Source organism: Streptococcus sp. CL8.13, from assembly GCF_049737895.1.
Map to the genome: position 1 here is coordinate 1 of NZ_JBKOTT010000054.1, position 5,727 is coordinate 5,727.

Genomic DNA, 5,727 nt, shown 5'->3' on the forward strand with positions numbered 1-5,727 from the left:
AGACAAGGCGCCTTATTATGCAGCTCGTATCTTGGACAATGTGACTATCGCACCAAGTCCACAATGGTTGCAAAATCTCCTCATGAACGAAGGCATCCGTCCTATTAATAACGTAGTGGACGTGACCAACTACATCCTGCTCTACTTTGGTCAACCAATGCACGCCTTTGACTTGGATACCTTTGAAGGTACTGACATCCGTGTGCGTGAAGCGCGTGCTGATGAAAAATTGGTGACCTTGGATGGTGAAGAACGTGACTTGGAAACAAATGACCTAGTCATCACTGTCGCAGACAAGCCAGTAGCCCTTGCAGGTGTTATGGGCGGTCAAGCAACAGAAATCTCTGAGAAATCTAGTCGTGTCGTCCTTGAAGCTGCTGTTTTCAATGGCAAATCAATTCGTAAGACTAGTGGTCGTCTCAACCTTCGTTCTGAGTCGTCTTCTCGCTTTGAAAAAGGTATCAATGTGGCAACTGTTAACGAAGCCCTTGATGCGGCAGCTAACATGATTGCAGAACTTGCAGGTGCGACGGTGCGTAAGGGCATCGTTTCAGCGGGTGAGCTTGATACCTCTGATGTGGAAGTTTCTTCAACTCTTGCTGATGTTAACCGTGTCCTCGGAACTGAGCTTTCTTATGCTGATGTAGAAGACGTCTTCCGTCGTCTTGGATTTGGCCTTTCTGGAAATGCAGATAGCTTTACAGTCAGCGTCCCACGTCGCCGTTGGGATATCACCATCGAAGCGGACCTCTTTGAAGAAATTGCTCGTATCTATGGATATGATCGCTTGCCAACTAGTCTTCCAAAAGATGACGGTACAGCTGGTGAATTGACTGCGACACAAAAATTGCGTCGTCAAGTTCGTACCATTGCTGAAGGGGCAGGTTTGACAGAAATCATCACCTACGCTCTAACAACTCCTGAAAAAGCAGTTGAGTTTACGGCTCAACCAAGTAACCTTACTGAACTCATGTGGCCAATGACCGTGGACCGTTCAGTCCTCCGTCAAAATATGATCTCAGGTATCCTTGATACGGTGGCTTATAACGTAGCTCGTAAGAATAAAAACTTGGCCCTTTACGAGATTGGGAAAGTCTTTGAACAAACAGGTAATCCAAAAGAAGAACTTCCAAATGAAATCAACAGTTTTGCCTTTGCCTTGACAGGATTGGTTGCTGAAAAAGATTTCCAAACAGCAGCAGTTCCAGTTGATTTCTTCTATGCTAAGGGAATCCTTGAAGCCCTATTTACTCGCTTGGGACTCCAAGTAACTTATACAGCAATATCTGAAATCGCTAGCCTTCATCCAGGTCGTACAGCAGTCATTTCACTCGGTGACCAAGTTCTTGGTTTCCTTGGCCAAGTGCATCCAGTCACTGCCAAGGCTTACGATATTCCAGAAACGTATGTGGCTGAGCTCAACCTTTCAGCCATCGAAACTGCCCTTCAACCAGCTACTCCATTTGTAGAAATTACTAAATTCCCAGCAGTTAGCCGTGATGTTGCCCTTCTCCTCAAGGCAGAAGTCACTCATCAAGAAGTTGTGGACGCTATCCAAGCTGCCGGCGTGAAACGTTTGACAGATATCAAACTCTTTGACGTCTTCTCAGGCGAAAAATTGGGACTTGGTATGAAGTCAATGGCTTATAGCTTGATCTTCCAAAATCCAGAAGATAGCTTAACGGACGAAGAAGTTGCACGCTACATGGAAAAAATCCAAGCATCACTTGAAGAAAAAGTGAATGCAGAAGTGCGTTAACTCATCAATCCATCCTCCGGGGTGGATTTTTGCTTTTCAAATAACAATTCAGGATCAAAAATAGACAGTTGAGGAACAGAGTGGATAAATTAAGTTTGCTACTGTATAATGGATTTATCACTAATACTCTTCGAAAATCAAATTCAAACCACGTCAGCTTCGCCTTGCCGTATATATGTTACTGACTTCGTCAGTTCTATCTACAACCTCAAAGCAGTGCTTTGAGCAGCCTACGGCTAGCTTCCTAGTTTGCTCTTTGATTTTCATTGAGTATAAAAGTGCTCCAGGCCATATTTTACATAGCATTAGTCTTATAAAAATGGACGGAAAGCATTGTAAAGGCTATCAAAAAGGAGTATAATGAGTGCAAGACATTTCGGAGGTGAAAGATGCTAGAAGTAAGAAGTCTAGAGAAAAGTTTTGGACCCAAGCAAGTTTTGTTTGGTATTGATTTTCAAGCGCTACCAGGTCGTATTTTGGGGCTAGTCGGAAAAAATGGTGCTGGTAAAACAACGATTTTCCACAGTATTTTGAAATTTTTAGAATACCAGGGAGAAATCAGTCTAGATAATCAGGATATTCGTCAAGAGACCTATGCTCGGATTGGCTATCTGCCTGAAGAACGTAGTCTCATGCCTAAATTGACAGTCCTTGAACAAGTTCGCTATTTGGCGACTCTAAAAGGCATGGATGCCAAGGAGGTCAAGGAAAAACTCCCTCAATGGATGAAGAGGTTGGAAGTGAAAGGGAAGCTGACTGATAAAATCAAGAGTCTGTCAAAAGGAAATCAGCAGAAGATTCAGCTCATTATTACTCTGATTCATGAACCAGACTTGATTATCTTGGATGAGCCTTTCAGTGGCTTGGACCCAGTTAATACTGAATTGCTCAAGCAAGTCATTTTTCAGGAAAAAGAGCGTGGAGCAACCATTATCTTTTCTGATCATGTCATGACCAACGTAGAGGAGCTTTGTGACGATATTCTCATGATTCGAGATGGCCGTGTGGTCTTGCATGGACCAGTTCAGGATGTCCGAAATCAATACGGGAAAACGCGTCTTTTTGTTTCAAGTGAACGAAGCAAGGAAGAATTGGAAAACCTTCCTCATGTCAAACAGGTGAGCTTGACCAAACAAGGCAGTTGGAAATTGATTTTAGATGATGAGAGCGCTGGAAGGGAACTCTTCCCAATCTTGACTCAAGGGCAATATATCGCAACCTTTGACCAACAAGCGCCAACAATTGATGAAATCTTTAAACTAGAATCAGGGGTGGAAGTATGAGAAATATGTGGGTTGTAATGAAGGAAACCTATCTTCGACATGTCAAATCGTGGAGTTTCTTCTTTATGGTGATTTCGCCGTTCCTCTTTTTAGCCTTATCTGTAGGAATCGGCTATCTCCAAGGGTCTTCTATGGCCAAGAATAGTAAGATAGCAGTAGTAACAACTGTGCCATCTGTGGAAGATGGGCTCAAGAGTACCAATGGTATCAACTTTGATTATCAGGATGAAGCCAGTGCCCAAGCTGCTATCAAGGATGAAAAAATCAAGGGTTATCTAACGATTGATCAAGAGGACAGCGTCTTCAAGGCCGTCTATCATGGTGAAACCTCTCTTGAAACAGGCATCAAGCTAGCAGTAACCAATAAACTCAATGAGCTTCAAGCTCAACTCAATCGCTCGGCTGCTAATTTGTCCCAAGAGCAGGAAAAGCGCCTGAGTCAAACCGTTGACTTTACGGAGAAGATTGATGAATCCAAGGAAAACAAAAAAATTGTTCAAACCATTGCGGCCGCAGGGCTTGGTTTCTTCCTTTATATGATTTTGATTACCTATGCTAGTGTCACTGCCCAGGAAGTGGCTAGCGAGAAAGGAACCAAAATTATGGAGGTGGTCTTCTCTAGTATCCGAGCTAGTCATTATTTCTACGCTCGCATGCTGGCTCTGCTTCTTGTGATTTTGACCCATATTGGCATTTACGTCGTGGGTGGACTTGCTGCCATTCTTCTCTTTAAGGACCTACCAATCTTGGCACAATCTGGTATTTTAAACCATATAGGAGAGGCTTTCTCGCTCAACACCTTATTGTTTGTCTTGGTTAGCCTCTTTATGTACGTTGTTTTAGCAGCCTTCCTAGGTTCTATGGTTTCTCGTCCTGAGGACTCAGGAAAAGCCTTGTCGCCTTTGATGATTTTGATTATAGGTGGTTTTTTTGGAGTTACAGCTCTAGGTGCAGCTGGTGACAATCTCATCTTGAAGATTGGTTCATATATTCCCTTTATTTCGACTTTCTTCATGCCGTTTAGAGCTATTAATGGTTATGCAAATGGGTTAGAAGCTTGGATTTCGCTTGCTATTACGATTGCTTTTGCAGTAACGGCAACAGTCTTTATCGGACGTATGTATGCTAGTCTCGTTCTGCAAACAGATGATTTAGGTCCTTGGAAAACCTTTAAACGTGCCTTATCTTATAAATAGAAGAGCCTCGCGAAAGCGAGGTTTTTTAGAGATAAAAAGAGTGGAATTCAGAAAAATATTTTTCATATCTATTGACTTTTAGGGGTGAAATTTGGTATTATAGTAGGCGGTATTGTTTACCCCATTTGAAAGGCCCCGGAACCTTCCAAATACTTTTCGATGGGAAGGAACACCCATCACCGTAAACAAAAATCGAACTATATATAGGAGAAATCATGAACAAAACAACATTTATGGCTAAACCAGGCCAAGTTGAACGTAAATGGTACGTAGTTGACGCAACTGATGTACCACTTGGACGTCTTTCTGCAGTAGTTGCTAGCGTACTTCGCGGAAAAAACAAACCAACATTTACACCACACACTGATACAGGTGACTTTGTAATTGTTATCAATGCTGAAAAAGTTAAATTGACTGGTAAAAAAGCAACTGATAAAATCTATTACACTCACTCAAACCACCCAGGTGGATTGAAACAAATCTCTGCAGGTGAACTTCGTTCTAAAAATGCAGTACGTTTGATCGAGAAATCAGTTAAAGGTATGCTTCCACACAATACTCTTGGACGCGCTCAAGGTATGAAGTTGAAAGTATTTGTTGGAGCTGAGCACACTCACGCTGCACAACAACCAGAAGTTCTTGACATTTCAGGACTTATCTAAGGAAAGGAACAATAAAGTATGTCACAAGCACAATATGCAGGTACTGGACGTCGTAAAAACGCTGTTGCACGCGTTCGCCTTGTTCCAGGAACTGGTAAAATCACTGTTAACAAAAAAGATGTTGAAGAGTACATCCCACACGCTGACCTTCGTCTTGTAATCAACCAACCATTCGCAGTTACTTCAACTGCAGGTTCATACGACGTTTTCGTTAACGTTGTAGGTGGTGGATACGCTGGTCAATCAGGAGCTATCCGTCACGGTATCGCTCGTGCCCTTCTTCAAGTAGACCCAGACTTCCGCGATTCATTGAAACGCGCAGGACTTCTTACACGTGACTCACGTAAAGTTGAACGTAAGAAACCAGGTCTTAAGAAAGCTCGTAAAGCTTCACAATTCTCAAAACGTTAATCAATACGATACTATCAACGTTTACAGATATTCAAGAATTTTCTCTTGGATGTCTTTTTTTGTCTAAAAATCAAGAGTTCATCCCCAAATTCACCCCATCATTTTTTTAGACTACGAAATGCAGTATCTCCAACAGTCTGATTTACAGTATCTTTTGTGTTGACATAAGTCTTAGTTACTTCTTTATCACTGTGAGTTAAAGCTTCTGAAATAGCTTCGAGTGAAAGTCCTGCTTGTTTTGCAAGTGTCGCTCCTGTATGTCGTAATTTATGAGGTGTAGCATGTGCCAGCTTTTTATGAAGGCATTTGACTGACTTAATTTTATTATTGAGATAATAAGCATGTAAGGGACTGTTCACGTTGTCTTTCGTATATCTTTAAATAATTCTATATATTTTGTATTTGATTCGATTTAG

General features: G+C 41.9%; 5 protein-coding genes and 1 pseudogene. 5 read left to right on the forward strand and 1 reads right to left on the reverse strand.

Features of this window, described 5'->3' with window-relative positions; genetic code table 11:
• From pheT to rpsI, 5 genes are all read left to right on the forward strand, one after another.
• Positions 1 to 1,759: phenylalanine--tRNA ligase subunit beta (gene pheT, locus ACLNCN_RS02840; protein ID WP_424844569.1), on the forward strand; the 1,759-nt coding region annotated here is incomplete at its 5' end.
• 389 nt (positions 1,760 to 2,148) lie between these two features.
• The gene (locus tag ACLNCN_RS02845; protein ID WP_424844570.1) at positions 2,149 to 3,042 is read left to right on the forward strand and encodes an ABC transporter ATP-binding protein; all 894 of its coding nucleotides are present in this window, start codon (positions 2,149 to 2,151) and stop codon (positions 3,040 to 3,042) included.
• The gene (locus ACLNCN_RS02850; RefSeq protein WP_045612285.1) at positions 3,039 to 4,238 is read left to right on the forward strand and encodes an ABC transporter permease; all 1,200 of its coding nucleotides are present in this window, start codon (positions 3,039 to 3,041) and stop codon (positions 4,236 to 4,238) included. Before ACLNCN_RS02845 ends, ACLNCN_RS02850 begins: the two co-directional genes overlap by 4 nt.
• Positions 4,239 to 4,453: 215 nt before the next feature.
• On the forward strand, positions 4,454 to 4,900 hold the full coding sequence (gene rplM, locus ACLNCN_RS02855) for a 50S ribosomal protein L13 (RefSeq protein ID WP_001044624.1): 447 nt from the start codon (positions 4,454 to 4,456) through the stop codon (positions 4,898 to 4,900).
• Positions 4,901 to 4,918: 18 nt separating this feature from the next.
• Positions 4,919 to 5,311, forward strand: coding sequence for a 30S ribosomal protein S9 (rpsI, locus tag ACLNCN_RS02860; protein ID WP_000075964.1), 393 nt, complete (start codon positions 4,919 to 4,921; stop codon positions 5,309 to 5,311).
• A gap of 98 nt (positions 5,312 to 5,409) precedes the next feature.
• Here the strand turns inward: rpsI and ACLNCN_RS02865 are convergent.
• A pseudogene (locus tag ACLNCN_RS02865) lies at positions 5,410 to 5,723 on the reverse strand (tyrosine-type recombinase/integrase); the annotation flags it as partial.
• Between the last annotated feature and the right edge of the window lie 4 nt (positions 5,724 to 5,727).